The 23,109-nt window shown below is 72.5% G+C and carries 18 protein-coding genes; 11 read left to right on the top strand and 7 right to left on the bottom strand.

Annotated features, from left to right (window positions below; translation table 11 throughout):
* The first annotated feature begins 87 nt into the window (after positions 1 to 87).
* From AB0383_RS09185 to AB0383_RS09170, 4 genes are all read left to right on the top strand, one after another.
* Complete coding sequence (locus AB0383_RS09185) at positions 88 to 915, top strand: TIGR03619 family F420-dependent LLM class oxidoreductase (RefSeq protein ID WP_366186229.1); 828 nt, start codon at positions 88 to 90, stop codon at positions 913 to 915.
* A gap of 194 nt (positions 916 to 1,109) precedes the next feature.
* Entirely contained in the window at positions 1,110 to 1,412 is a 303-nt protein-coding gene (locus tag AB0383_RS09180; protein WP_366186227.1) for a hypothetical protein, read from the top strand.
* A 230-nt stretch (positions 1,413 to 1,642) separates the two neighbouring features.
* Positions 1,643 to 1,861 carry a hypothetical protein gene (locus AB0383_RS09175; protein ID WP_366186225.1) on the top strand — a complete coding sequence of 73 codons (219 nt, stop codon included), beginning with the start codon at positions 1,643 to 1,645 and terminating at the stop codon, positions 1,859 to 1,861.
* 121 nt (positions 1,862 to 1,982) lie between these two features.
* A complete protein-coding gene (locus tag AB0383_RS09170) occupies positions 1,983 to 3,719 on the top strand; it encodes an amidohydrolase (protein WP_366186223.1) in 1,737 nt (578 codons plus the stop codon).
* Positions 3,720 to 3,767: 48 nt separating this feature from the next.
* Here the strand turns inward: AB0383_RS09170 and AB0383_RS09165 are convergent, their stop codons facing one another.
* A complete protein-coding gene (locus tag AB0383_RS09165; RefSeq protein WP_366186221.1) occupies positions 3,768 to 4,790 on the bottom strand; it encodes an LLM class flavin-dependent oxidoreductase in 1,023 nt (340 codons plus the stop codon).
* Between the two features lie 140 nt (positions 4,791 to 4,930).
* On the opposite strand from AB0383_RS09165, the gene AB0383_RS09160 reads away from it, so the two are divergent.
* On the top strand, positions 4,931 to 7,984 hold the full coding sequence (locus AB0383_RS09160) for an NACHT domain-containing protein (protein ID WP_366186219.1): 3,054 nt from the start codon (positions 4,931 to 4,933) through the stop codon (positions 7,982 to 7,984).
* Positions 7,985 to 8,076: 92 nt separating this feature from the next.
* Here the strand turns inward: AB0383_RS09160 and AB0383_RS09155 are convergent, their stop codons facing one another.
* The gene (locus AB0383_RS09155; protein WP_366186529.1) at positions 8,077 to 8,577 is read right to left on the bottom strand and encodes a DinB family protein; all 501 of its coding nucleotides are present in this window, start codon (positions 8,575 to 8,577) and stop codon (positions 8,077 to 8,079) included.
* A gap of 300 nt (positions 8,578 to 8,877) precedes the next feature.
* Between AB0383_RS09155 and AB0383_RS09150 the strand changes: the two genes are divergently transcribed.
* Complete coding sequence (locus AB0383_RS09150) at positions 8,878 to 9,807, top strand: AraC family transcriptional regulator (RefSeq protein ID WP_364183842.1); 930 nt, start codon at positions 8,878 to 8,880, stop codon at positions 9,805 to 9,807.
* A 5-nt stretch (positions 9,808 to 9,812) separates the two neighbouring features.
* On the opposite strand, the gene AB0383_RS09145 is transcribed toward AB0383_RS09150, so the two are convergent.
* Positions 9,813 to 10,370, bottom strand: coding sequence for a flavoprotein (locus AB0383_RS09145; RefSeq protein ID WP_364183840.1), 558 nt, complete (start codon positions 10,368 to 10,370; stop codon positions 9,813 to 9,815).
* Positions 10,371 to 10,442: 72 nt separating this feature from the next.
* The gene (locus tag AB0383_RS09140; protein ID WP_364183837.1) at positions 10,443 to 11,798 is read right to left on the bottom strand and encodes an MFS transporter; all 1,356 of its coding nucleotides are present in this window, start codon (positions 11,796 to 11,798) and stop codon (positions 10,443 to 10,445) included.
* A gap of 283 nt (positions 11,799 to 12,081) precedes the next feature.
* On the opposite strand from AB0383_RS09140, the gene AB0383_RS09135 reads away from it, so the two are divergent.
* Positions 12,082 to 12,402: a hypothetical protein gene (locus tag AB0383_RS09135; RefSeq protein ID WP_366186216.1), complete on the top strand. Its 321-nt coding sequence runs from the start codon at positions 12,082 to 12,084 to the stop codon at positions 12,400 to 12,402.
* A gap of 345 nt (positions 12,403 to 12,747) precedes the next feature.
* Here the strand turns inward: AB0383_RS09135 and gcvH are convergent, their stop codons facing one another.
* Both gcvH and AB0383_RS09125 read right to left on the bottom strand, forming a co-directional pair.
* Positions 12,748 to 13,149 (bottom strand): glycine cleavage system protein GcvH, encoded by a 402-nt coding sequence (gene gcvH / locus AB0383_RS09130; protein ID WP_366186214.1) that lies wholly within the window; start codon positions 13,147 to 13,149, stop codon positions 12,748 to 12,750.
* Positions 13,150 to 13,363: 214 nt separating this feature from the next.
* Positions 13,364 to 13,654, bottom strand: a complete 291-nt coding sequence (locus AB0383_RS09125) for a hypothetical protein (RefSeq protein ID WP_366186212.1) — start codon at positions 13,652 to 13,654, stop codon at positions 13,364 to 13,366.
* A gap of 206 nt (positions 13,655 to 13,860) precedes the next feature.
* Here AB0383_RS09125 and AB0383_RS09120 point away from each other — a divergent pair, with 206 nt between their 5' ends.
* Positions 13,861 to 14,727, top strand: coding sequence for a molybdopterin-dependent oxidoreductase (locus tag AB0383_RS09120; RefSeq protein ID WP_366186210.1), 867 nt, complete (start codon positions 13,861 to 13,863; stop codon positions 14,725 to 14,727).
* Complete coding sequence (locus tag AB0383_RS09115; protein WP_364183822.1) at positions 14,724 to 14,984, top strand: DUF6510 family protein; 261 nt, start codon at positions 14,724 to 14,726, stop codon at positions 14,982 to 14,984. The genes AB0383_RS09120 and AB0383_RS09115 overlap by 4 nt, the downstream gene beginning before the upstream one ends.
* Here the strand turns inward: AB0383_RS09115 and AB0383_RS09110 are convergent.
* A complete protein-coding gene (locus AB0383_RS09110; protein ID WP_366186207.1) occupies positions 14,975 to 17,674 on the bottom strand; it encodes an AAA family ATPase in 2,700 nt (899 codons plus the stop codon). The genes AB0383_RS09115 and AB0383_RS09110 overlap by 10 nt on opposite strands.
* A gap of 202 nt (positions 17,675 to 17,876) precedes the next feature.
* Here AB0383_RS09110 and AB0383_RS09105 point away from each other — a divergent pair, with 202 nt between their 5' ends.
* Positions 17,877 to 20,405: a LuxR C-terminal-related transcriptional regulator gene (locus tag AB0383_RS09105; RefSeq protein WP_366186205.1), complete on the top strand. Its 2,529-nt coding sequence runs from the start codon at positions 17,877 to 17,879 to the stop codon at positions 20,403 to 20,405.
* Entirely contained in the window at positions 20,402 to 23,047 is a 2,646-nt protein-coding gene (locus tag AB0383_RS09100; RefSeq protein ID WP_366186203.1) for an AAA family ATPase, read from the top strand. Before AB0383_RS09105 ends, AB0383_RS09100 begins: the two co-directional genes overlap by 4 nt.
* The last annotated feature ends 62 nt before the right edge of the window (positions 23,048 to 23,109 follow it).

Genomic DNA, 23,109 nt, shown 5'->3' with positions numbered 1-23,109 from the left:
GCTGCCCCAGAACTGGAAGTTCGACCCCCGCACCGACCTGGTCCGCGGCGCCCGCGAGGCGGAGGAGATCGGCTACGACAGCGGTGGGTGGCCGAACGGGTGCTCTACCCGCAGGACCAGACAGGGATCCACCGGCTCAACGAGTACGGCGACGGCGCCTGGCCCGACGTCTACCGCAAGGTGCTCGACCCGCTGGTGGCGATGACGATGGCCGCGACCGTCACCTCACGAGTCCGGATCGGCGCTTCGGTGCTCCTGCCGCCGCTGCACATGCCTTACCGGCTGGCGAACTCACTGGCCGCGATCGGTGCGATCAGCGGCGGGCGGGTGATCGCGGGCCTCGGCACCGGCTGGTCCGTGGACGAGTTCGCCGCCACCGCGCCCCGGCCCATGAAAGAGCGCGGCGCCGCCCTGGACGAGTTCCTCGACGTGGCCGACGCGGTCTGGGGCCCGGACCCGGCCTCGTTCGAGAACGAGCGCTACACGTTGTGGCCGGCCGAAACCGGCCCCAAGCCGGCCGAGCGGATCCCCGTGTTCCTCGGCGGCTGGTCGGGCAAGCCGCTCGAGCGCATCGCCCGCCGCGCCGACGGCTGGCTCCCGGTCATGGTGCCGCCCGCCCAGGTCGCCTCGACGCTGACCGACCTGCGCAAGCGGGCCGAGGAGCACGGCCGGGACCCGCGGGTGATCCGCTGCATCGCGATCATCGCGCTGGGCGGCGAGTTCGTGCGCGTGGAGACGGCAGATCGCCCGCCGTACCAGGGCAGCATCGAGCAGATCCTCGGCGACCTCGCCGAACTGGGTGCCGCGGGCGCGGAGGAGTCGGTGCTGACGCTGCCGAACGTCTCGCGCGACATCGAGGAGTACAGCGACCTGCTCGCCGAGTTCCACGCGGCGTTCGGCGCGGCCGGGATCTGACCACCGGGCCTTTCGGCGTCGCCCCGGACGCCCCGGTGACCGGGGGCGTCCGGGCAAGGCGACTGCTCTTTCGTGCCGTTCCGTGGTCGAGGGTTCGCTCACGGCACAACTTCGGGACTCGGGTCCGGATCGATCTTGCGTCGGGGTGGAGGTGGGGCTCGGGGACGGTCAACAGGCGGGGATTCCTGACTGGCGTGGCGGGCGCAATCGGGTCCGTGGGCCTCGGCACAGCACAGGTCTCCCCCGAGGGCCGCCAGGTCGCCCTCGACCTCCTCGGCGTCCTGTGGCTCGTGCCGGCGCGGGGCGGGCAGGCCAAGCGCCTGACCGGCGACCTGTTCGACATCGCGATGCCGACGTGGTCGCCGGACTGTTCCGCGCTCGAAGCGCTGACCACCACGAGCATCGCCGGCGAAGCCCTGGCCGAACCGCCGGGCCGCATCGCCCGCGGCTGCTACGCCGACCTCGTCGTCCTCGGCGCCGATCCGCTGACCCGCTGACCCGCTGACCCGCCGACCGACATCACCGCCGCGGCCGACGTCCGCCGGACCCGGGTGGCCGGTCGCGTGCACACGGTGGACGCCCCGCTGGCGCCCTTCGCCTCGGCGGCACCCTCGACCACGCCCGCGGTCAACACCCGGCTCGCCCCGATCCCCGACCAACCCCGCCGACGCCGCCTTCCGGTGGCACGACCCGCATTACGTCGCCGCGGCCCGCACGTCGTGCTGCAGTGGGCACCAGGTCGCCGCCCGGCGAGCGCCGCGATCCCGAGCTCGACGAGCCCCGCCACCTTGACGACCTCGAGTCCGATGTAGACGAAGTGCGCGCGGTTGCGCCGACCCTGTTCGCCGGCCGGCGCGCGGTCCGAGCGGCGGTTCAGCACCGGCCGCACGCCGGCCGCGAGCACGCGTCACTGATCGCGACCCGACGAGGGCTGACGTCGCTGTAGCAAAAGGATCTTCGGTTGGGAAGATCTATTACTCGACCCCGATGTGTTGATACGGTCACCGCCGCCACAAGCACGCGATGTACCACGGGTCTTTCGTCCGAAGGGTCGAAGTATGTGCCAGTTGTGCGGTTCCGAAGCGCGGGAAAGCTCCGCGGTCTCGAGGCGGACGTTGTTCGCCGCGGCGGCCGGGCTGGCCGTGACGCCGATGATGCTCGGGACGCCGGCGAACGCCGCGGCCCACCCGGACGCCGGGGTCGACCTGATCCTCCACAATGGACACGTCGTCACCGCGGCGTTGCACGGGCGCACCGCGCAGGCGATCGCGATCCGCGGCGGACGCGTCGAAGCAGCGGGGACGTCGAACCAGATCCTGCGCCTGCGCGGGCGGCACACGCGCACCGTGGACCTCAAGGGCCGCGCGGTCGTGCCGGGGCTCATCGACAGCCACCTGCACCAATTCACCTCGGCGCTCGACCGGCCGAACGTGTCGCTGCTGGAAGCGCGCAGCATCGCCGACGTCGTCGCGGCGATCGGCACCAGGGTCGCCGCGAGCGCGTCCGGCGCGTGGGTGCAGGCGCGGTCGGGCTGGCACGAAAGCCTCCTGGCCGAAGGCCGGCTGCCCGCACGGGCCGAGCTCGACCCGGTGTCGCCCGAGAACCCGGTGTTCATCCCGCGTGGAGGCCACGTCGCCACGGTGAACAGCCGCGCTCTGGAACTCGCCGGCATCACGCGCAACACCCCCGATCCGACGGGCGGCGTCATCGTCCGCGACGCGAGCGGCGAGCCCACCGGCGTGCTCCTGGAACGCGCGCGCTCGCTCGTGACGCCGTTCCTGCCGGCCCCGCCGTCGGCCGACCAGCAGCGGCAGCAGCTGCGCGACCAGATGGCCGAGCACAACGCGCTGGGCATCACCGGCGTCACCGAGCCGGGGCTGGACCCGTCGCAGATCGAGATCTACACGCGCCTGTGGCACGACGGCGAGATGACCACGCGAGCACACCTGCTGTGGCGGATCGCGGCGCTCGCGGACGTCGACGCGGCCGTGGCGGCGTTCAAGCCGCGCACCGGCGACGACATGCTCCGCTTCGACGGCCTCAAGTACCTTTCCGACGGCGGCGTCGAAGGCGGCTTCCTGCGCGACCCCTACCAGCTCGTGCCCGGCGAGCAGACCAGCCCGGACTACCACGGCGTCCAGCTTCTGCCGCCCGGCGGCAAGGACGAGCTGACCGAGATGTACCGCCGCGCCGCGCGGCACGGGTTCCAGGTGCAGACCCACGTGGTCGGCGACGCGGCGATGGACTTCATCGTCGACGTCCTCGCCACCGTGCACCGCGACACGTCGCTCACGCACCTGCGCTGGGTGCTGATGCACCTGTTCCTGCCCAGCGGGCCGAACCTCGCGCACATGCGGAAGATGGGCCTGCTCGCGAGCGTGCAGGACCACCCCGTGCTGCTCGGCGCCAACCAGGTCAAGTGGTGGGGCGCCGAACGCGGCTCCCGCGCCGTGCCGATCCGCGACATCCTCGACGCCGGCCTCCTCGCCGGCGGCGGCACCGACGCCCCCGTGGTCCCGCCCAGCCCCCTGTGGTCGCTCGGCTGGATGGTCACGCGCGAAACCCTCAAGGGCGACGTCCTAGGCCCCGAACAGGCCATCACCGCCCGCGAGGCCCTGCACCTCTACACCCTCGGCAGCGCGCAGACGCAGTTCGCCGAACACACCCTCGGCACCCTCGACCCCGGCAAACTCGCCGACCTCGTCGTCCTCGACGCCAACCCCCTCACGGCCGACCCGGGCTCGATCAAGGACCTCGCCGTCGAGATGACCGTCGTCGGCGGGCGCGTGGTGCACGAGGCCTGACCGCAACGACCGAGGCCCGGCCGACCGGCCGGGCCTCGGTGGAGAACTTCAGCGCCAGCCAAGTTCCGGCGCCACGTGCGTCAGGATGCTCTCCAGCACATGGGCGTTGTACTCCACCCCGAGCTGGTTCGGGATCGTCAGCAGCAGGGTGTCCGCGGTCTCGACGGCCTCGTCCTCCTTGAGCTGGCGCACGAGCTCGTCGGGTTCCGCGGCGTAGGAACGGCCGAAGATCGCCCGGGTGTTCTCGTCGATCATGCCGACCTGGTCGCGCGAGTCGCGGTCGCGGCCGAAGTAGGCGCGGTCGAGGTCGTTGGTGAGCGCGAAGATGCTGCGGCTGACCGACACGCGCGGTTCGCGCTCGTGGCCGGCCTCCTTCCACGCCTCGCGGTAGGCCTCGATCTGCTTGCGCTGCTGGACGTGGAGGGGTTCGCCCGTTTCGTCGTCCTTGAGCGTGGAGCTCTGCAGGTTCATGCCGAGCTTCGCGGCCCATACGCCGGTCGCGTTGGAGCCGGAGCCCCACCAGATGCGCTCGCGCAGGCCGGGCGAGTGCGGTTCGACGCGCAGCAGGCCGGGCGGGTTGGCGAACATCGGCCTCGGGTTCGGCTGCGCGAAACCGTCGCCCTCGATGACCTTGAGGAACACCTCGGCGTGCTGGCGGGCCATGTCCGCGTCGGTTTCGCCGTCGGCGGGCGCGAAGCCGAAGTAACGCCAGCCGTCGATCACCTGCTCGGGGGATCCCCGGCTGATGCCGAGCTGGAGCCTGCCGCTGGAAATGAGGTCGGCCGCGCCGGCGTCCTCCGCCATGTAGAGCGGGTTCTCGTAGCGCATGTCGATCACGCCGGTGCCGATCTCGATCTTCGAGGTACGGGCACCGATGGCCGAGAGCAGCGGAAACGGGCTACCGGCCTGCCGCGCGAAGTGGTGCACGCGGAAGTAGGCGCCGTCCACGCCGAGCTCCTCGGCCGCCACCGCCAGGTCGATGGACTGGTGCAGGAAGTCCTTCGCCGACCGGGTCTCTGAGTGCGCGGTGTCCGACCAGTGGCCGAACGAGAGGAAACCAATGTTCTTCACGCCCGTGGAAGCGTACGCGGGCCTCGATTGATTCCCGACGCGGTGCGGCTCACGTCCTCGCCGCGGGTCGCCCCGGCCGGTAAACTGACGACAGAACGCACACTGGGGGTGTCGTCGTAGATCCGCTCTCCTCCGCACTGGTGGCCACGCCGGGTGCCACCTTCTCCGCGCTGTACCAGTGGGCGGTCGAGCGCGGGGCCGACAAGCTCACCGCTCAACGCCGGGCGCGAGCCCTGGGCGACCCCCACCGGCAGCTGGTCGCGGCCGAGGAGGATCTGGCCGAGCTGCGGCGGGTCGAGTTCCCGGCCGTGCCCGACGGCGACTGGCAGGCCGCGCTCGACGCGGTGGCGGTCGCTCTCGACGCCGCCGACGTGGGCCGTCTCGTCCGCACGAACCCGGCCGTGCTCGTCGACGAAGACCGCCTGCGGGCCCGCGTCCGCGCCGCCGGCGGCCACGCGCTCGACGCCGCCGCCCTGGGCTCCGACGGCACCGCGGCGTTCCACCGCCTGCTCGACGAGTGCTGCCGGCGCATCGCCCGGCGCGCCCGGGCCGTCGACGAGGTCATGCGCGCCGTGCAGGCCGGGATGGCCGGCGACGTGCTGAAGATCCGCCGCGCCGTCGTCGACCTGCAGGGCCAGGAGGACCGGCGCACGCGCGACCGCGCCGAAGCCTTCGAGCAGCACTACCTGTCCTACCTCGCCACGGACTACGCCACCTTCGAGCTGTTCCAGGTCGGCCACGGCCGCGCCCCCGTGCGCCACTCGTTCTCGCAGTACTACGCGGCGCCGTCGGTCACCCGCCAGGGCGGGACGGCCGAGGGCTCGGCGCTGACCGGCGCGGGCACCAACACCGCCCACGCGCTGGCCGCCGAGCGGCGCGTGCTGCTCGTCGGCGGCGCGGGCGCCGGGAAGACGACACTGCTGCAGTGGCTGGCCTACACGGCGGCCACCGCCGGGTTCACCGGCGACGGCGAAAGCGAAGACCCCTGGCGCGGCGTCGTGCCGTTTTTCGTGCCGCTGCGCGAGTTCGCCGACCGCGGCCTGCCTCAACCCGAAGACCTCGCGCGCGTGACAGCACCCGCGCTGGCCGGCGAGAAACCCGCGCGGTGGGTCAGCGAGCTGCTGCGCTCCGGGCGCGCGATGGTGCTCGTCGACGGCGTGGACGAGGTCCTGCAGCCGCGGCGAGAGGAAGTGCGCCGCTGGCTCGAAGGCCTGCTGCGCGGGTACCCCGGAGCGCGCTACGTCGTGAGTACCCGCCCCGCCGTCGTCGACCCCGAGTGGCCGATCGCCGGCGAGCCCTTCCCCGCGTACGAGCTCCTGCCGCTCAGCGGGCGGGGCATGCGGGAGCTCATCGGCAACTGGTTCAGCGCCGCCCGCGCGATGGAGACCGACGAGCTGCAGCGCTCCTGGCTCGCCGACTGCGAACAACGGCTCGGCGACTCGCTCGCGACGCGCCCGGACGTGCGCGGGCTGGTCTCGAGCCCGCTGCTGTGCTCCCTGCTGTGCGCGCTCTACCGGCGGGAGAACATGTACCTCCCGCAGAGCCGCAAAGACCTGCTCGACAAGGCGCTGAAGCTGCTGCTCGGCGAGTGGGACACGCGGCGCGGGGTGCAGGTCGAGGACGAGCTGAAGATGTCGGACAACGAGAAGATCATCCTCCTGGAGCGGTTCGCCGCGCCGATGGTCCGCAACGCCGAACTGCTCGTGCACCCCGAAGACGCGCGCAAGCGCTTCGGCCGTGCGATGTCCGGGCTGCGCTCGCAGGGCATCGAGCCCGACCTGGTGCTGCGGCACCTGCTCGAGCGCAGTGGCGTCCTGCGGCAGAACACCGTGGACGGGCGGATCGCGTTCGTGCACCGCACGTTCCGCGATTTCCTCGCGGCCGGCGAGTTCGTGAAGTCCGGCGAGCTCGGCTACCTCGTCGAGCACGCCCACGACGACGCGCTCAACGAGGTCGTGTTCATGGTCGCCGCCCAGGCCCGCGCACGGGAGGCCGGCGACTTGCTGGCCCGGCTACTGGAGCGGGCGCGCAAGCGCGGCAACCGCGAGGTCGCCGACCGGCTGTCGCTGCTGGCCGCGGCGGCGATGAGCTACGTCGACGTGATCGAGCCCGAGCAGGTGCGCACCGACGTGCTGGCCGCGGTCCGCGGGCTCATCCCGCCCGCCGGGTTCGACCAGGCGGAGCTGCTCGCCAAGGCCGGCTCGTTCGTGATCGACCTGCTCCCCGGGCCGGCCGAGATCACCCGGCACGCGAGCGGCGACGTGGATCTGGTGGCGGCGCGCGTGATCCGCACGCTCGCGCTGATCGGCGGCGAGGAGTCGTGGGAGAAGATCCAGGCGTTCAGCCGCACGCACCGGGGTTCGGTGATCGACGAGCTGCTGCGGGCCTGGCGCCACAACGAGTACTCCGAGGAGTACGCCGCCACCCTGCTGTCCAGTGTGGACTTCGGCGACTTCGTGCTGGAGGTGCACCGCTGGGACGTGCTGCGCCGGCTGCGCCACCTTCGCACGCTCACGGCGATCCAGCTGGTCGGCGACGTGACGCTCGACGACCCGGCCCTCGGGCTGCACCCGCTCACCCGGCTGCCCGCTTTGCGCCACCTCGAGATCAAGTCCAACGACGTCGTGCACGACCTCGAAGGGCTCGTCGCCTGCCGCGCGCTGCGTTCCCTGTGGATCACCGGCTTCGGCAGTGCGCTGACCGACCTCTCGGCACTGTCACGCATGCACCTCACCGACCTGCGGCTGCACGCCGGCACGCTCGACGCGATCCAAGCCCTGGCGTCGGTCGAGGGCATCTACCTGCCGCGGTTGTCGGTGCGCCACCGCAAGCTCGTCGACGGCCTGGACGTGCTGCCCGAGGGCCTGCGCGTGGGCGAGCTCGTGGTCGACATGGGCGCGGACCAGCGTGACCTGCGGGGCATCACCCGCCTCGCCGACGTGCACACGGTCGCCGCGGCCGGCGTTCCCTCCGTCGCGGAGGTCGACGAGCTGGCCGCGCTGCCGGCGTTGCGCGCCCTCGTCCTCACCGCCGCGGCCCCGGCGCGTGACCTCGTGCGCCTTCGTCGGCTCGGCGCGCTGCGCATCGAGCTGTCGGGCCTCACCCCGGCCGACGACCGGGCGGCGCGCGAGGCGCTGCCGGAAGCCGACCTCGTGCTGCACCTCGACGTGGCGGCGAGCATCACCGAACGCTGACCCTGCTCAAGCAGTTCCTCCGTCGAGGTCGGCTTCTGAATTCGAGCCCGCGGGCCGGCGAAGATCTGGTTCGTCGTCGAAGGTCTCCGCGGTCAGCCGCGTGCGATGGGATGCTCGATCTGCTCGCGGAGGATGTCGCCGTGGCCTGCGTGACGCGCGAAGTCCTCGATCGCGAGCAGGTAGACGAACCGCAGGCTGACGCCGCCGACCCGGGGGTGTGTCCTGATGTCGTCGAGTTCGAACCCGGCGGCGATCTCGCGGGAGCGCCGGGCGGCGCGCTGGAATTCGGAGATCACGTCGGCCAGGCTCTGGTTGTCGTCGACGAGGAAACTGGCGTCGCCCGGCGTCGTGCCGCCGTCGCATTCGCTCTCGGGCAGGCCCGCCAGGACGTGCTGGAACCAGATCCGTTCGGCGACCGCGGCGTGCTTGACCAATCCGATCGGGGTGGTGAGCGACGCAACGAAGCGGCGGCGAGCCGCTGCCTCGGACAGGCCGCGCACCGTGTTGACCAGCTCGGCCCGGTTGCGGTCGAGCATGCTCTCGAGCAAGCGGCGTTCGGTGCCGGTGGTGATCGGTGGCATGGACCAGGTCATGGTCGGCTCGATTCTGGTGGGAGTGGATCTGCCCGGTGTAGCGGTGGTTTCGGTTCTCGGCGCGCCGGTCGCCACGGACGAGGACCACGTCGCATCGTGGCGGGCGCGTGATCGAGGTTCCGGCGTCGCCGGACGAGTGGTCTGGGCGAGTCGCTCGCCGAGCGCGGTTGCCGGCTCTGAGTCGCAAGATCTGCGCGGCGGGAGAACCCGGGTCTTCACCGATCAGTGGCGTCACGCGCAGGCGTAACCCGAACTCTAGCCCCAGGCGGGTGCGAGGTCGACCTGTGTCACCATCGCGAGGTGGAAGAGCCCTCGTCCTGGTCCACAGAGGACGTCGCCGCGCCCGACGCGTTCGGGTACTGGTCCGAGGTCATCTGCGACGCCCTCGTGCAGGTCTCGGCCCGTGCGACCGGCGAGGCACCGTTCACGGGCCGGTTCGAGCACGCCGCACTCGACGGCGTCGGGCTGTCGACGGTCGCGTCCGGCCCGCAGGAAGTGGCGCGCACGACGCGGCTGATCGCGCGCGACCCGGAGGAATACCTCCTGGTCAACGTGCAAACGGGCGGGCGTTCCCTGGCGCAGCAGGACGGGCGGACGGCCACGCTGGAGCCGGGGACGATGACGGTGCTGGACAGCACGCGGCCCTATCGGCTGGAGTTCGCGGGAGCGTTCTCCCAGATCATCCTGCGGGTGCCGCGGACGCTGCTGCCCGCCCGGGCCGCGGCCGGTGTCACGGCCGTCGAGCTGGACGGGCGCGGCCCCGGCCGGCTCGTCGCCGAATTCCTCGCCGGGCTGGCCCGGCAGCAGCGCGAAGACCCGGCGGTGGCCGCCGCGCTGCTGCCGCATGCCGTCGGCCTGCTGGAAACGGCCCTCGACTGGGCCGCCCGCGGCACCACCCCGACGTCGGCCTCGCTGTCGCGGGAACGGATCCACCGGTTCGTCCGGCAGCACCTGGCCGATCCGGCGCTGGACGCCGGCGCGGTGGCCGCGGGGTGCGGGCTGTCGCGGCGGTCGATGTTCCGGGCGCTGGCCGACGACGGGGAGTCGCTCACCGCGCTGATCCGGCGCCTGCGCGTGGCCCGCGCCCGGCGGCTGCTGCGTGACCGGCCGGACCTGCCGCTGGCCGTGATCGCCGCGCAGTCCGGGTTCGGCGGCGCGGCCCAGCTGCACCGGGCGTTCCGCGCCGTCGAAGGCACGACACCGGGGACCTTCCGGGCCAACCGGCCCTGAGAGGCTCAGCCCATCAGCTCGCGCACGATCTCCAGGAACCGGGGCGGCGGCGGGGGCTGCGGGCTCTCGACGAACGCGCCGGTCGCCACGTCGTAGCGCGGGCCGGACGCCGGGTCGTACACGTGGTAGCCGTCTTCCCGCAGCTGGGTCACGTTGCGCTGCACCGCCGCCTTGGCCCACATCTCCCCCGTCATCACCGGGAAGAACGCGACGGGGTGCGTTGCGGCGAGCACGGTCGTGGCCAGCATGTTCGGCGCGGCGCCCGCCGCGACCGTGGACAGCGTGTGGGCGCTGGCCGGGAGGATCACCGTGAGGTCGTGTCCGGCGGCCAGTGTGGCGTGGTTGTCGGCCGGCCACGTCGCCGCGTCCGCGCCCGTCACCACGCGGTCGGCGAACAGGCCGACGGTGTGCGCGGGCAGGAAAGTCGCCGCGGTGTGCGTCATGAGCACGGTGATCGGGCCACGCAAGACCGTCCGCAGCGCGCCGAGGTGCATCGGCAGTGTCGCGACCGCGGCCGAGCCGGTCGCCCCGATGAGCAGGCGACCTTCGAAGGTGTTGTCCATGCGACCACGATGGCCGGTCGCGCCCGCTCAGGCGTGACCAGCTGTGCCCGGACGGGTGACGCCTTGCGCCGGCTAACCCTCTCGCGCGACGGATCCCGGCAGCGGTCTGCGCGCCGTCTCCCGCATGAAGAGGACGCAAATCCCGCCGATCACCCCGGCGATCATCAGGTAGTACGCGGGCCAGTTGAGGTCCCCCGTGCCCGAGACGAGCGCGCTCATCACCGTCGCCGTGGTCCCGCCGAACAGGGACACCGAAAGGTTGAACGCGATCGACAGCCCGCCGGCGCGGACGTTCGTGGGGAACAGCGCCGGCAGCGTCGACGGGAGGATCGCCGAGAACAGCACCAGCACGAGCCCCATCACCAGCAGGCCGAAGAACGTCGAGGTGGTGCCGCCGGCGCGGACCAGCAGAACGGCGGGCAGCGACAGCACCACGAGCCCGAGGCAGCCGGCCAGGATCACCGGCCGCCGGCCGACCTTGTCCGACAGCCGGCCGACGAACGTGATCACCACCATCAGCAGCACGAGCACCACGATCTGCAGGATCTCCGACGCCGTCTTGCCGACGCCGGTGTGCTGCTCGGGCAGCGTTTCCGTCAGGTAGGTCGGCATGTAGCTGGTGAGCATGTAGTTCGCGACGTTCCACGTCAGCACGAGCCCGGCGCACAGCAGCATCGCGGGCCAGTACTTCGTGAACACCGCGCGCACCTCGCCGCCCAGTGACCGGACGCGTTCGTCCGGCTTCTCCGTCTCCTGGAGCTGCGCGAACGCGGGCGACTCCTCCAGCCGCCGGCGCAGGTAGAGCCCGACGGCCCCGAGCGGGAGTGCGAGCAGGAACGGGATGCGCCAGCCCCACGTCAGCAGCGCCTGGTCGGACAGGACCGCGCTGAGCACGGTGGCGATCGTCGCGCCGAACGCGTAGCCGGTCAGCGTGCCGAACTCGAGCCAGCTGCCGAAGAACCCGCGCCGGCGGTCCGGCGCGTACTCGGCGATGAACGTCATGGCGTTGCCGTACTCACCGCCGGTGGAGATGCCCTGCGCCAGCCGGGCGAGCAGCACGAGCAGGGGCGCGGCGAGGCCGATGGCGCCGTAGCTCGGAATCACCCCGAGGGCGAACGTGCCCAGCGCCATGAGGATCACCGTGAGCGACAGGACCTTTTTCCGCCCGATCCGGTCACCCAGCGGCCCGAAGATCAGCCCGCCGAACGGGCGGATCAGGAACGAGACGGCGAACACCCCGAACGTCGCGATCTGCCCGGCCGAAGCCGGCAGGTCCGTGAAGAACACCTTCTGGATCGTCGTCGCCAAGTACCCGTAGACGCCGAAGTCGTACCACTCGGTGATGTTGCCGATCGCGGCCGCGCCGACCGCCCGGTTGATCACCACGGGCTCGACGACCTGGATGTCGCCGGCCTTCCCCTCCACCATGGATCCACCTTCCGGCCGCCCGCCGTTCAGCGGCCGCGTACGAGTGTCTCCCGGATCATCGGAGTCTGCCGGTTCACCGCTGCTTGCCCAGGCCCGGTGCGGGTTTCACACGATCCGGGTGGGATTCAGCGCAGCCGGTTCGCGACCGTTTTCTTCCGTTCGGGCGAAGGGCGATGCGCCTGAGCGATTCGGACGAGAGGACCGGCTTTTCGCGCGGCGCGGGCACACCGTAGCCCCGCGTGTTGCCGCGGGAGTCGTCCACGGTGAGGTGGCCGGAGCCGCCTTGTCCCCCGCCGTCGGCGACGCGGAGTCCGCGCGGCAGCAGGGTGGTGAGGGTGTCGACGATGGCGCGCGCCTCGGGATCGTCGGTGACCGCGACGAGCTTCAGGATTTCACGATTCTCCGTCCACCCCGTCGGTTGCGGTCTCCGGGCAGCTTGGGCAGAATCGAGGAAATGGAGTTGTCGTACGCCGGATTGACAAGCCGCCGCACCGGGAGCATGAACGTGGAACCGGCGGCCACCGTCCCCGAGAAATGCGCGCCGCTGACATTGGCGTCGAGACAGAAGCAAATGGATTCCTGGCTGCTGGTCCGACCACCTTGATCGACGACGCGCGGTCGTCGAACGACCCGAGCGACGCGGCCAACGTGCCGGGCCGACGGAATCGCCCGCGTAGAAGGTCTTGTCGTCGAGCGTGGCCCGGCCGTCGCCACGGAAGCCGTGCCGGCCCCCGAAACGAGCGTGTTCCCCACCGCAGCTACCGCACCCCGGCCGCCGGCGACAAACGCGCAGTCTTCTTCAGGGGACTCCTCGTGCGGATTTCATCTTTCCCCGGAAGCTGACCAGGGCCTGCGCAGTTCCACCAGGGGCCGGATGATCCCGCGATAGATCGGTCACCGGATCAAGGAACGAAAAGGTGCCGGACGGAATCAGTTTCAATCTCGTACGCTATTCCGCGGTGAAACCGCGGTATTCGTCCGCGCTCATCAGCTTCACCTCGCCGGACGCGGGTTCGGCCGAGTCCACGACGACGCTGAGCACGATCAGCCAGCCCTCCCCGTACGGTTCGTCGTTGACGAGCTCCGGGCTGTCGACGAGAAGCGGGTTCACCGCGGTGACCACCCCGGGCACCGGGGCGTAGACCTCGGACACGCTCTTGGTCGACTCGATCTCGCCGAAGGCCTCGCCGGCCACCAACTCGTCGCCCACCGCGGGCAAGGTGACGGTGATCAGGTCCCCCAGCGACTCCTGCGCGAAGTCCGTGATCCCCACGCGCGCCGAGCCACGCGGCGACAACCGCACCCACACGTGCTGCTCAGTGTATTCGACGTCGGGGTCCACTTCAGCCATCGCGGGGCACACCTCTCCGGGAACGGGTTCGACGATGCGGTGCCGGCGACTGTGCTCCGCGAACGCCCGGATCGCATCGGGGTGAACCCCAGTGCGGCACCGAGTCGGGTGACCGAATTCGGCCAAGTCTCTCGCGGCATCGCGGCAAGGGCCCCGCTCGTGCCCACCTGCACCAGGTGATCACCAAGTTGTGCATCACGTCCCGGGCCGAGCGCTACTGCTCGTTGTCCGGGAGGTAGCCGCTCGCGCGCACCGGGCGCAGCCACTCCACGTGCAGGATCCAGTGCTTTTCGGATTGGCGCAGCCAGCCGGACGCGGTCACCGGGCGCAGGATGCTGGCCCGGGTCAGCGCGGTGGGGTCCGTGGGGAACTCGAGCGCGACGCAGTCCCCCGAGCCGTCCAGGACGACGGCCAGGTCGAGCTGCCCGTCTTGCGCGGCGCGGACCTCGAGCACCCCCGTGACCACCACCCGCAGGCCGGCCCAGGAGCCGATCGTGCCGGTCACCCCTTCACTCCTCCCCGACTACTCCCCTTGCCCGCCAGAGTGCCTGGCACCGCCGCCCGTCGCATCGGGGGGAGCCCGGGCGTGGGACCCCGGTCCCGGCCGCCCCGGTGGGTCCACCCGGGGGTTCCCCGACGCGAGGCGCGGGGCCGGGGAGAAACGCTGGGCCGCATGGAACTCGGAGCAGCCGGGCACGGGAGGTGCGCCTGATGGCCTTCACCCGCAACTTCCACAGCAAGCGACGAGCCGAGGTCGACCCGGCGCGGGTGCCGCCCGGGCAGTACGTGACGCCGGGGTTCCCGGTGCTCTCCGCGGGGCCGGCGCCGAAGGTGGTCGCCGACGACTGGACGTTCACCGTCCGCGAAGTCGCGAAGCGGCCCGTCACCTGGACCTGGGACGCGCTGCGCTCGCTGCCCTCCGAGTCGATCACCGTGGACATCCACTGCGTCACCAAGTGGTCGAAGCTCGACACGACGTGGACCGGCGTCTCGCTCGACACGCTGCTCGACAGTGTGGAGACCCGGGCCGGTTACGCGCACGTGGTGCTCACGGTCGAGCGGCTCGACGACGGCGAGGTCTCGCCCTACCTCGTCGACGAGCTGCGCGTCGGCGACGAGGTGGAGCTGCGCGGCCCCGTCGGCGGGCACTTCGTGTGGGAGTCCGGGTCCGACAGTCCGGTGCTGCTCGTCGCGGGCGGCTCCGGCGTGGTGCCGTTCCGTTCCATGCTGCGCCACCACGCCGCGGCGGGCAGCACGGTGCCGATGCGGCTGCTGTATTCGGCGCGGTCGCGGGAAACCCTGATCTACGCCGACGAGTTCACCCGGATCGGGGGACGCGGCGGGATCGACATCCGCGTCACACTCACTCGCGAAAACTCGGGCACCGGGCCGGGTGAGCACGGGCGGATCGACCGGGACTTCCTCACTCGGGCCGGCCTGCCGCCCACCGAGGAGCCCCTGGTCTACGTGTGCGGGCCGACCGGATTCGTCGAGACGGTGGCGAACACACTCGTCGACCTCGGCCACCGGCCCGAGCGGATCCGGACCGAACGCTTCAGCGGAACGGGGACACCATGACGACGTTCGACGGCAACGCCATCGCCGGCACCCTCAACGCGGTGTTCGGCGGCGAGATGACCACGGTGAGCGGAACCTGCGCGTCGTGCGGCGCCACCGAACTCCTGGCGCAGCTGCGGGTCTACCGCGACGCGCCGGGTGTGGTGGCCCGCTGCAGGCACTGCGACGCGATCCTGATGGTCATCGTGGAGAAGCGCGGTATCAACTGCGTGGACGTGTCGGGCTTCGCGGCGCTGGAGGAGCCCGTTCAGCTCTGAAGCTGGCGCCGGGACGTGACGTTGAGCTTGTCGAAGATCCGCCCCAGGTGCCATTCCACCGTGCGCGGGCTAAGGAACAGCCGCGCGCCGATCTCCGCGTTGGACAGTCCCTCGCGCACCATCCGCACGATCTGGGCCTCCTGCGCGGTGAGCTCCGTGCCGGTCTCGACGGAACGCTTGCGCGCGGTGCCGCCGGTCGCCCGCAGCTCGCGGCCCGCGCGTTCGGCGAAGGCCTCCATGCCCATCTCGGTGAACATGTCGTGGGCGGCGCGCAGTTGTTCCCGCGCGTCCGCGCGACGGCGCCGGCGGCGCAGCCACTCCCCGTACAGGAGTCGTGCCCGCGCGCACTCGCCCCGGATGCGGGTGCGCGACAGGCGGTCCACGGCCTCGCGGTAAGCGCTCTCGGCGTCTTCGCCGGTGGCCAGCAACGCGCGTGAACGGGCTTCGACGCCCAGCGCCCAGTCGGTGCCGCTGGCGCGGGTGGTCTCCACGAGCCGGGCGAACGCGTCCTCGGCCGCCTCGATCCTGCCGAGCCGGGTGGCGGCTTCGATCAGCTCCACCAGCGCGAGCCACGGCTCCACGCCCATCACCGGCGGCCGCCGGCGCGCGTCTTCGCTCGACGCCAGCGCTTCCGCGTAGTGGCCGAGGCTGTTGCACAGCACCGCCCGGGCCGACCCGACGATCAGCAGCCCGAACCCTTCCCCTCGCCGCACTGCCTCCGCTTCGGTGCGCGCGATCACGTCACGTGCCTCGTCCTCGCGCCCGCGCCACGCGGCCAGCAGCAGCGTCCCGTACGTCGCCGCCGGAATCCCGGTCGCCCGCGACACCTCGGCGAGCTCGTCGCGCAGGTGCGCCGCGGTGACCAGGTCACCCGCGTAGACGTGGGCGCCGATGTGCGACGCGAGCGCGAGCGGCAGGGTGTTGAGCGCGCCCTTGTCGCGCGCGAGCTGCAGGTGCCGCGCGGTGTCGAGCGTCTGCTCGTCCCACATGTTCCCGGCCATGATGTGGGCGAGCCACAGCCAGTGCAGTTCCTTCAGCGACAAGTCGGGGGTGCGGAACGCACTCAGCGCCCGCCGCAGCATCGGCAGCGAGGGCGCGAACCCGTCGGTGAACCGGATCGCCAGGCCGTCGAGCAGCAGGTCGGCTGGGCCGGGCGGCTGCGGCGACCGCGGTGCGGCGCGCGCGGCTCGGGCAACCTCACGCAGGTCGGCGCCGGTCACGCCCGCGAACATCCCGGCCAGCAGCGCGTCGAGGTAGGTCTCGCGGGCCAGCCGCACGTCCAGCTCCTCGAGCTGACGGGCCGCGGCGAACAGCAGCGGGAGTGCCGCGGGGCCGCGGTTGACGGTCATCGAGATCCGGCCGCGCAGCAGGTCGGCCTCGGCCTTCTCGAGCCGGTCGAGCGGGCCGGCCTCGGCGATCGACAACAGCCGCAGCGCTTCCTCCGGCGCGCCCGCGACGTGCGTGACGTGGGCCGCCTCGAGGGTGCGCTTCGCCCGGGTCTTGGGGTCCGCCGTCAGCTCCGCCGCGCGCTCCAGCATCGCCGCGGCGGCCGCCATGCCGCCCCGGGACTGCGCCCGGCAGGCCGCCCGGCCGAGCTCTTCGGCGGCCTCTTCCGCGGGTGCTTCGGCGGCCTGCGCCACGTGCCAGGCGCGGCGGTCCTGGTCGGTCGCGGGGTCGGTGACCTGCGCGAGCGCCCAGTGCGCCCGGCGCCGCTCGCTCGGTGCCGCGGCCTGGTAGATCGCCGAGCGCACCAGCGGGTGGTGGAAGCGCACGTGGGTGCCGATCTCGATCAACCCGGCCGCCAGCGCCGGTTCCGCCGCTTCGGCGCCGATGTCGAGCAGGCCGGCCGCACGCCACAGCATCACCGGGTCGCCCTGCGGTTCCAGTGCGGCGATCAGCAGCAAACGCGTGGTGTCGGAGTCGAGCTGGGCCAGCCGCGCCTGGTAGCGCTGCTCGATGCGGCGCGGGATCGTGGTCGCACCGGCCAGGGAGAACCCCTCGGCCAGCTCCTTCGGGCTCAGCCCGCGCGAGAGCTCCACCAGCGCCAGCGGGTTTCCGCGGGTCTCGGCGACGATCCGGTCGCGCACGCGGTCGTCGGCGGGCAAGCGCAGCACGGAGTCGAGCAGGTCGCGGGCCGCCGCGTCGGGCAAGCCCTCGACCACGAGCTGCGCGACGCCCGTCAGCTCCGTGGCCGCGGCCGGCTCGCGCACCGCGAACACCAGCGCGACCGACTCGGCGACCAGCCGGCGGGCGACGAAGGCGAGGGCTTGCGCGGAAGCGCTGTCCAGCCACTGAGCGTCGTCGATCACGCACAGCAACGGCCGGTTTCGCGCCTCCTCGGCCAGCAGACCCAGCACGGCCAGGCCGACGAGGAACCGGTCGGGCGCGGGGCCTGGGCTCAGGCCGAACGCGGTCCGCAGCGCCACTCGCTGCGGGTCCGGCAGGGTTTCGGCGCCATCGAGCATCGGCGCGCACAGCTGGTGCAGGCCGGCGAACGCGAGCTCCATTTCGGACTGGACGCCCCCGGCGCGGGCGACGCGGAGCCCTGCGGCCTGGCGGGCCAGATGGTCGAGCAGCACGGTCTTGCCGACACCCGCCTCGCCGCGCAGCACGAGCACCTGGCTCTTGCCGGCGCGGACGGAGTCCAGCAGCCGGTCGAGGGTCTCGCGCTCCGCGCGCCGGTCCAGCACTCACCCACCTGCCCGTGTGCTCGCTCTTCCCTTCCGGTCACGGCGACCAGCGGGCGCCCGCAGGATATCCCGATCATCGGGCGGCGCCGGGTACACAGCGTTCACCGGTGTCGCCCCGTTCGCCCGGGTTCGCCCGGGTCCCGGGGTCGCGCCCGGGGCGGCCCGGGTTCGAAGCGGCCGGGGACCCGCGAGCGTCGACGCCGTGCCCGACCCGAACCCGGCCAGTGTAGTAACCGACGTCACTCTGCACGGCCGTGCCGCCGAAGTCCACCTGCTCGATCAGCACGTGCGGGACGGCCACGGCGCGCTCGTGCTGCGGGGTGCTCCTGGCGTGGGGAAAACGGCGTTGCTGCGACACGTCGTCGCGCGAACGCGCGGGTACCGGGTGGTCCATGTGCGCTCGTCCGGGACGCGGCCGTACGCGGGGCTGCGGCAGCTGTCGGCCGCGCTCGAACGGGTGTTCGGGCAGCTGATGCCGCACCATGCGCTGGCACTGCGTGCGATCACGGAGGACTCCGATCCGTTCGCGGTCGGGGTGGCAGCGACGTTCCTCCTCTCGGCCGCGGCCCCGTTGCTGTGCGTGGTCGACGACGCACACCGGCTGGACGAGCCTTCGGCGCGCGCTCTGGCTTTCGTGGCACGGCGATTGCCAGGGCGGCGGGTGGTGCTGCTCTTCGCGGAGCGCACCGGGTTCGGTGGGCTGCAGGACTTGCCGGAGCTGGTGGTGCCCGGGTTGTGCCGGGCCGGTGCTCGTGCGCTGGTCGATTCGCTGGTGCCGGGTCCGGTGGACGAGGACGTGGTCGAGCGGTTCGTCGCGGAGATCCGGGGGAATCCGCGAGCGATCCTTTCGGCCGTAACGGCCTTCGCGCCGGCCGGTGGATTCGGCCTGCCCGACGGGAACCCGGACGCCGATACCCAGGAGCGGGTGCTGCGCCTCGACCCGGGCGGCCGCACCCTGGTGCTGGCCGCCGCCGCGGATCCGACGGGCCAGGTGACTCTGCTGTGGCAAGCCGCCGCGCGGCTGGGGATCCCGGCGGTCGCGCCGGACGGGTTGCTCGCGTTCGGCGAGCGGGTCACGTTTTCCGACCCGGCCGCGCGTGGCTGGGTTTATCATCGGGCCACCCCTTCGGAGCGACGTACGGTCCATCGAGCGCTGGCCGACGCGGCAACGTCAGAAGACCGGAGGTCCTGGCACCGCGCACACTCGGTGCCAGGCCCGGATCCGGCGGCAGCCGACGGCCTGCTCGCACAGGTGCCCTCGGCACGCAAGCGTGGCGGGCAAAGCGCGGCGGCCGCGTTCGTGCGTGTCGCCGCCACACTCACCTCCGACCCCGCCCTGCGGACCGAGCGCACTCTGGCCGCGATCGCAGCGGAACTCGACGCCGGGCAGCCCGGAAACGCGCTTCAGCTGCTGGATGCGATGGTCGGCCCCCTCGAACCGGCACAGCGGGCCGAAGCCACTCGGCTGCGAGCCTGGCTCACGTTCATCTCGACCCGCACCCCCTCCGCAACGGAAGCACTGCTGCGCGCGACCCGCGACAGTTTCCCCTTCGGCCCGGCAAGCCAAGCGTGTCTCGACGCGCTCGGCGCCGCCGTCCTCACCGGCGTCGATTTCGCCCCCATGCCGCCCAGCCACGACGACGGACTCGGGGCCGGGCTGATTCTGCGCGGCACCGAAGGTTTCGACGCTGCCGTCGGGCCGCTGACCACAGCTCTCGAAACCGCTCGGCCATCGTGGCCGGCCGGGCTCGTCGCCGCTGAACTGTGGGACGACCAGGCGTGGCACCGATTGGTGAGCGAAGCGGCCGATCCCGGCGCCCTGCCGGATGTCTTGGCCGGAAAAGCACTGTTTTCGGTCCATACCGGCAATCTCACCGAGGCGGCCGCGCTGGACGACGAGGCTCGCACGATGAGCATGAAGCTGGGCCAGGCACCGCTGGAGCACGCGACTGTGCTCGTCGCGGCCTGGCGTGGTCAGGAGTTCGGCGGCCCGACCGGCCACGGACTCGCCCGCACGTGCGGCGAGCTGGCCGCCGCGGTGGCGGGCAACGCCGTCGGCGACTACTCGCGCGCGCTCGCCGCGGCACGGCGTGTCGTGGAGCGCGACGAACTGGCGACGGCCGGCTGGGCGCTGGTCGAGCTGGTCGAAGCCGCCGTGGGCGCGGGCCGGCTCGACATCGCGACGACGGCGCTCGAGGCGCTCGTCTCCCGCACCGACCGGTGCGGGACGGACTGGGCGCTCGGCGCCCAGGCCCGGTCCCGTGCGCTGTCGGCCGAAGGTCCCGAGGCCGGACGCCTGTACCTCGAAGCGATCGAACGGCTTGCCCGGACGAGGATCCGACCGCTCCTGGCCCGCACTCGGCTCGGCTACGGGGAATGGCTGCGACGGCACGGACGCGACGAGGAAGCCGGTGAGCCGTTGCGCGCCGCGTACGACGAGTTCCTCCGCATGGGGGCCACGGCCTTCGCGGACCGCGCGTTGCTCGCGATCGGCGAACCCGAGACCCCCGCAATCACCACCTCGGCGCTGACCCGGCACGAACACCGGATCGCCGCGCTCGCCCGCGGCGGCCTCACCAACTCGGAGATCGGCGCCACGCTGTCGATCAGCCCCCGCACGGTCGAGTACCACCTGCGCAAGGTTTTCGCGAAGCTGCGCATCACGTCGCGAACCGAGCTGCACCTGGCCTTCACCGAGCACCAGCACGGAATCGAGGCCGCCGCACGATGAACGCGACACTCCCCCTCGTCGGACGCGACCTCGAACGCGCCCGGCTCCGGGACCTGCTGACCCGCGGCGGCGCGGTCGTGGTCCGCGGCGCGGCGGGCCTCGGGAAAACGGCCTTGCTCACGCAGATCGCGAACGCGGCCGGCGAGCACCGGGTGCTGAACGTCCGCGGGATCGCCGCCGAAGCGGATCTGCCGTACGCCGCGCTGCACCTGCTGTGCTCGGCCCTGCCCGCCGAGCTCTCCCGGCTGCACGCGCACCGGCGCGAGGTGCTGGAACGGGCCGTCGGACTCCGCGCGGGTGCCGCGCCCGAACGGCTCCCCGTCTGCGTCGCCGTGGTGGAGCTGCTGGCGCTGGCGGCAGAAAAGCAGCCGGTGCTGTGCCTGATCGACGACGCGCAGTGGCTGGACGAGGCTTCGGCCTCCGTCCTCGCGGCCGCCACCCGGCGGCTCGGGCCGGTGCCCGTCGCGCTGGTGTTCGCCGAACGCGGAGAGCGGTTCGCCGACCTGCCGAGTCTCAGCCTCGAACCCTTGGGCCACGCCGAGTCGCGCGAGCTCCTCAGGTCCGCGCCGGCCGCGCCGCTGGACCACGCCGTGCTCGACCGCGTCGTGGCGGAGGCCCGGGGAAATCCGCGGCTGCTGCTCGACGCCGTGCGCCCGGCGGCCGGCCTCGCCGGCGGTTACGGCGTGGTTCCCTTGTCCTGTCCCGAAATCGCCGGCCCGTCGAAAACGTTGACACCGGAGAGCAGGCTCCTGCTCATCCTCGCCTCCGCCGAACCGCTCGGCGAGCCCGTCCGGCTGTGGCATGCGGCCACCGGGCTCGCGATCGGACCGGACGCGGCCGAGCCGCTCGAAACGGCGGGCCTCGTGTCCTTCGGCGCGTGGGTCACCTTCCGCGAACCCCGCCTGCGCCAGTGCGTCTACGGCCTCGCGTCCGGTGCGGAACGCCGTCTGGTCCACGGCGCCCTCGCCCTCGCGACCGATCCGCAGCGCGAACCCGACCGGCGCGCGTGGCACCTCGCCCACGCGACGGTCGAACCGGCCGAAGCCGTCGCCGATTCCCTGGCCCGCCTCGCCGACGATGCCGGACGCCGGGGCGGGCTGCCGGCCGCGGCCGCCTTCCTGGAACACGCCGCGCTGCGCACCCCCGACCCGCGGCTGCGCGCCGAGCGGGCCATCGCGGCGGCGGACGCGCACCACGCGGCCGGAGCCGTGGACGCGGCGGTCCGCCTGCTGGCTGTCGCGGAGCTGGGCTCTCCCGGCGTCGCAGCCCGGGCGCGGTCGAACCGGGTGCGCGCCCGCATGGCGTTCGACTCCGGCCGCGGCGGGCCCGCGGTCGGACGGCTGCTCACCTCGGCCCAGGACCTGGAAGTGTGCGAACCCCGCCTCGCGAGGCCCGCGTACCTCGAAGCCCTGGGCGCCGCGATCTTCACCGGCCACGTCGACATCGTCCACGCGGTGCTCGCACGCCTGGCCACCCATCGGCCGACGGGCTCGGACCGGCTACTCGAAGGCGTCGCGCAACGCTGCACCGCCGGCTACGCGGCCGCGGTCGAGCCACTCAAGCTCGCGTTGAAAACCCTCGACAACGACCACGAAGACGACGCCCGCTCCCGGCTGCTGGCCTGCCTCGTCGCACCGGACCTGTGGGACGACGACACCTGGCACGACCTCACCCGGCAGGAACTCGCCGGCGCGCGCGAGACCGGCGCCCGCACGATCCTGCCGTACGTCCTCACCCACCGCGCACTGGCCGAAGTCCACTTCGGACAATTCGCCGTCGCGGAGTCCTTGGTGGCCGAAGCGGAATCCCTCACCCGGCTCTCTGGCACCCCGTCGTTCCCGCACGCCGCCTGCGTGCTGGCCGCGTGGCGCGGGCACGAGCTGCCGACGTTCGCCGAGTCCTCTTTCGAAAACGGCGGTATGGCCCGCACCACCGCCCGCTACGCCACCGCCGTGCTCCGCAACGGCCTCACCGCGTACGCCAAAGCTGCCGAGGCGACCCGCGACGTCCTCGACCGCGACGGTATCGAGCTCCAAGGCTGGTCCCTCGTCGAGCTCGTCGAAGGCGCCGTCCGCTCCGGCGACCTGACCACCGCCGCGGCGGCGGCCGACCGCCTCTCCGAACGCGCCTGCCTCAGCGGCACCGAATGGGCCCTCGGCGTCGACGCGCGATCCCGCGCGCTGCTTCACGACGGCCAAGCAGCGGAAGACCTGTACACGGAAGCGATCGACCGCCTGGGTCGCTCCCGCATCACCCCGCACCTCGCGCGCGCCCGCCTGCTCTACGGCGAGTGGCTCCGCCGCCGCGGCCGGCGCATCGACGCACGAGGCCCCCTGCGCGCCGCCCACGAGGCGTTCCTCGCCATGCGCGCCGAAGCCTTCGCCGCCCGCGCGATGCGCGAACTCCTCGCCACCGGCGAACGTGCGCGCCGCCGGGTGCCGGAAACCAGCTCCCAGCTGACGCCGCAGGAGCGCCGCATCGCCTCGCTCGCCCGCGACGGCCGCTCCAACCCCGAGATCGCCGCCGCCCTGTCCATCAGCCCGCGCACGGTCGAGTACCACCTGCACAAGGTGTTCACCAAGCTGTCCATCACCACGCGCACCGAGCTGCACCTGGTCCTGGCCGCTTGCGCGGACGACTGAGAGCCCTATGTCAAGCGGCCTTCTCGCGGAGGGTGGTGAGGTGGCCGTGGAGGCCGGGGTTG

It is taken from the genome of Amycolatopsis sp. NPDC051373, from assembly GCF_040689465.1.
In the GTDB taxonomy this organism is placed as follows: Bacteria; Actinomycetota; Actinomycetes; order Mycobacteriales; family Pseudonocardiaceae; genus Amycolatopsis.
The sequence above is the reverse complement of the archived record's forward strand: the minus strand, read 5'-3'. Positions and strand labels throughout refer to the sequence as shown.

Bases quoted from the DNA above. Each gene is read 5' to 3' on its own strand.
- AB0383_RS09155 (WP_366186529.1), bottom strand. From the start codon at position 8,577: ATGACCTGGTCCATGCCACCGATCACCACCGGCACCGAACGCCGCTTG.
- AB0383_RS09145 (WP_364183840.1), bottom strand. From the start codon at position 10,370: ATGGACAACACCTTCGAAGGTCGCCTGCTCATCGGGGCGACCGGCTCG.
- AB0383_RS09140 (WP_364183837.1), bottom strand. From the start codon at position 11,798: ATGGTGGAGGGGAAGGCCGGCGACATCCAGGTCGTCGAGCCCGTGGTG.
- gcvH (WP_366186214.1), bottom strand. From the start codon at position 13,149: ATGGCTGAAGTGGACCCCGACGTCGAATACACTGAGCAGCACGTGTGG.
- AB0383_RS09120 (WP_366186210.1), top strand. From the start codon at position 13,861: ATGGCCTTCACCCGCAACTTCCACAGCAAGCGACGAGCCGAGGTCGAC.
- AB0383_RS09115 (WP_364183822.1), top strand. From the start codon at position 14,724: ATGACGACGTTCGACGGCAACGCCATCGCCGGCACCCTCAACGCGGTG.
- AB0383_RS09100 (WP_366186203.1), top strand. From the start codon at position 20,402: ATGAACGCGACACTCCCCCTCGTCGGACGCGACCTCGAACGCGCCCGG.